This window comes from Frigoribacterium sp. UYMn621 (assembly GCF_040549525.1).
In the GTDB taxonomy this organism is placed as follows: Bacteria; Actinomycetota; Actinomycetes; order Actinomycetales; family Microbacteriaceae; genus Lacisediminihabitans.
On record NZ_JBEPTM010000043.1, the window covers coordinates 1 to 2,759 of the forward strand.

Below are 2,759 nucleotides of genomic sequence, written 5' to 3' on the forward strand. Positions count from 1 at the left end.
GAGGCGGTGATCCTCCCAGAACTCGCCGCCGCCTAAACTAAAACAACTGACCCGCACGGTGTTGAGAAACTCCACCACTCAGCGGGACGTGACCCAAATGCACCTGGCCACTCCCCACCGTCGATTCGAGCGATAAGGTCCGAAAGCGCGCGTTCCGATAGTCCGCCGACGACCCCTGGTTCCGCTGCCGACATCGCCTGCGCTACGGCCGCTCGCTGGACAACTGCCATACTCTCTCTGCTAAGTCCCCTCGACAGATCTTCGGCTAGTGCTTCGCCGCGAGCGAGACGATAGGAAAGAAGTCGGACGCACGCATCGATGAGCGCATCGGAAGACGTGTGGAGATCTCGGGGCTGATTATCGAAGAAGAACTGAACCGTGTACGGCATCTCGTAATCGAGGTCGGCTAACGCTTGGTAGGCAGCCTTTGTAACCATGGATTGTCGCGGTGCGTCGGCGGCATCGAACGACTCGATTGCCAACTTGATCACTTCCGACAGGCCGTAATACTGGGTCTGTCTCGCTGCCTTCCCGGTCCGTCTAATCGCATACGTAAGTGTTGACCACCAGGCGATGTCATCAGACTTGCCGATCGTGGAGCGCAGCCATTGCACGACGTGGTCCAGCGGTCCCAATTCGCCAGCGATACGCGCGAGGCGATCAACTTGAACAGCCGCTTCGGAACCAGCAAGACAGGCGCAGATCAATAGCTGGCCAGCGACACCAGGGGTGAGCAGATTGGCCCGCTTTGCTCGGTCCACCACTTTCGCAAATGTTCCGAGCTCCGAGTTCGCAAGGTAGCGTACGTAGCCGAACGAGAGCCACAACCCCTCCGATGGGAGTAATTCACTCAGATCGACAGAATCAGCGAGACGTGGGTCGCGGGCGGTGTCGAAGAGGAACACTCGGACTCGGGGGTCGGAGTTGATACTGAGTCGCTTGGCGAGTTCAGAAAAGTTGCCAGCGTCGACTAGTAATTGGTAGTCGGACGCGGTCGCGGTGAGGGGCCCGGCCAGCTCGATGAGCCTGACGACAAGATTATCGAGAAGCGAAACGGCCTCAGCGACGCCCATGAACCGGTGAACCGCGCGATTCGCATCGTCACGGATTTGCCGAAATTGCTTCATCGCAGGCAACGAGATGTCCGACGAGATATCCGGGTAGAGCCCGCCCAAGAGCTTGGAAACCCTCGGCACAAAGCCTCGGTTCGCGCTTACCAGTGTCTGGTCCAAGGCTTCGAGTGTGCCTCGAAGTCCCGACATCTGGTCATCATCGGGTTGGGATTGGAAGCGTCGCCACTGATTTACTACCTGAGAGGCCGCGTCACGGATTTGCGTCTCCTGAATAGGAGGAAAGATGCTTTCGATCGCCTCGCGTACGCAGAATCCGATGAGGTTCCCCGTGTTCGAAAGCGGATCGTCTAGTAGCCCCTCGACACCCGCGGCGAGCACCGATGCTTGACGGAGCATCGCCAGACCGCGTGCGCCGTCTGGAGAGATCGACACCATTGAGGACAGCGCATCAAGGCGCGCGAGCCTAGGATCCTCGTCGGACAAGTGTGCCTCCATCTGTCTTTGGTGCAACGGACAAGCGGTTGGCGGCATGTCGCCCGTAGCTCCATGCCGGGCGCTCCGGTTTGGCAACCGAATCAAGCATCGCGGAAACTCTGGATTTCGCGGCACGAAACTCGACCGATCTATCGATCTCTTCGGATACGGTCCGTAGACCGTTAGTGAAACGCTCGCTTCACGATGGCTAAGGTGATGGCATGGATGCGGGCGACGACTGGACGATCAATCACTTCTCGCAATCCAACCCGTCGGGCGCCGGTCAAGGTGACGTCCCTGCTTTGCTTCGCCGAGTGGCTGATTCCATTGAGGAACTCGGAGATGTCCAGGTGGCGGACATCACCTTCTCATCGTCGGTTAGCGACGATGAGGACGACCTAACCGTCACCGTGTACTTTGACAAAAGGCCAAGACGACGCTGAGGCCCGTTGTCGGTTCCGCACCTCTCGTTTCTGGTTTGGCCCGCGGTTGACCGACATCCCGCCGGGGTCAGCGCTCAGCGCGGAATGCCGTTCACACGCCCGCGTAGACGCCCAGTCGCCAGTACTCTCGGTAGCTACCATTACGGATGAGCAAAAGCGGGGAATCTTACATGGGGATACTTGTCCGCTCCGGTTACAACCTCTGGTTACCAGTGTTGGGGGAAACCTATTCATTGGAACTCGCCCGAAGTGCGGCCATCGGCCTTGTTGGCTACCTATCGCTCCCGTTGTATGTATGGAGCGTCTTTGCTCCGCTCGATAATCTGCCTCTTCGCTATTTCCTGCTGATCGTAGGACTTGCCCTGCAGGTGACCACACGATCGGTCAGCACCCGGGGAAAACGTAAAATTGCGGCCTGGATTGCGGATGATATTCGCGACCTGGGGCATCAAGTTTCGGAGCCTGTCGTGTTTGGAAATACCAAGAATTTCAAAGCCTGGCTCGTTCGGGAGAAGATCGATAGCGACGTTGTTCGGCAAGCTGGCAGGATTCGCTTGGAAAGACCCCCCTCGAACGCGGCATTGTGACCGCGCGAGTCAAGTGTCGCCTCGCCTGACGGAGAGACTGTTGCACTGAAGGTTCGACCTGCGGGACGTGTCGGTGGGTGGATTTCCTGGTTGCGTCCCCGGGAGTGGTGTGGTTTTCGGGGTTTCGAGCGTTGGATGGTCGACGTGAAGAGCCACCGTGGGATGGTCAGTGAGTAACGACT

The 2,759-nt window shown here is 58.4% G+C and carries 3 protein-coding genes; 2 read left to right on the forward strand and 1 reads right to left on the reverse strand.

The features are described 5' to 3' along the window. Positions 1-32: 32 nt before the first annotated feature. A complete protein-coding gene (locus ABIB54_RS17770; protein WP_354576863.1) occupies positions 33-1,556 on the reverse strand; it encodes a hypothetical protein in 1,524 nt (507 codons plus the stop codon). A 212-nt stretch (positions 1,557-1,768) separates the two neighbouring features. Here ABIB54_RS17770 and ABIB54_RS17775 point away from each other — a divergent pair, with 212 nt between their 5' ends. Then, positions 1,769-1,990 (forward strand): hypothetical protein, encoded by a 222-nt coding sequence (locus ABIB54_RS17775; protein WP_354576864.1) that lies wholly within the window; start codon positions 1,769-1,771, stop codon positions 1,988-1,990. A gap of 146 nt (positions 1,991-2,136) precedes the next feature. After that, positions 2,137-2,577: a hypothetical protein gene (locus ABIB54_RS17780; protein ID WP_354576865.1), complete on the forward strand. Its 441-nt coding sequence runs from the start codon at positions 2,137-2,139 to the stop codon at positions 2,575-2,577. Positions 2,578-2,759 lie beyond the last annotated feature (182 nt).

Excerpts from the sequence above, each read along its gene's own strand:
- ABIB54_RS17775 (WP_354576864.1), top strand. The coding sequence starts at position 1,769 with ATGGATGCGGGCGACGACTGGACGATCAATCACTTCTCGCAATCCAAC.
- ABIB54_RS17780 (WP_354576865.1), top strand. The coding sequence starts at position 2,137 with ATGAGCAAAAGCGGGGAATCTTACATGGGGATACTTGTCCGCTCCGGT.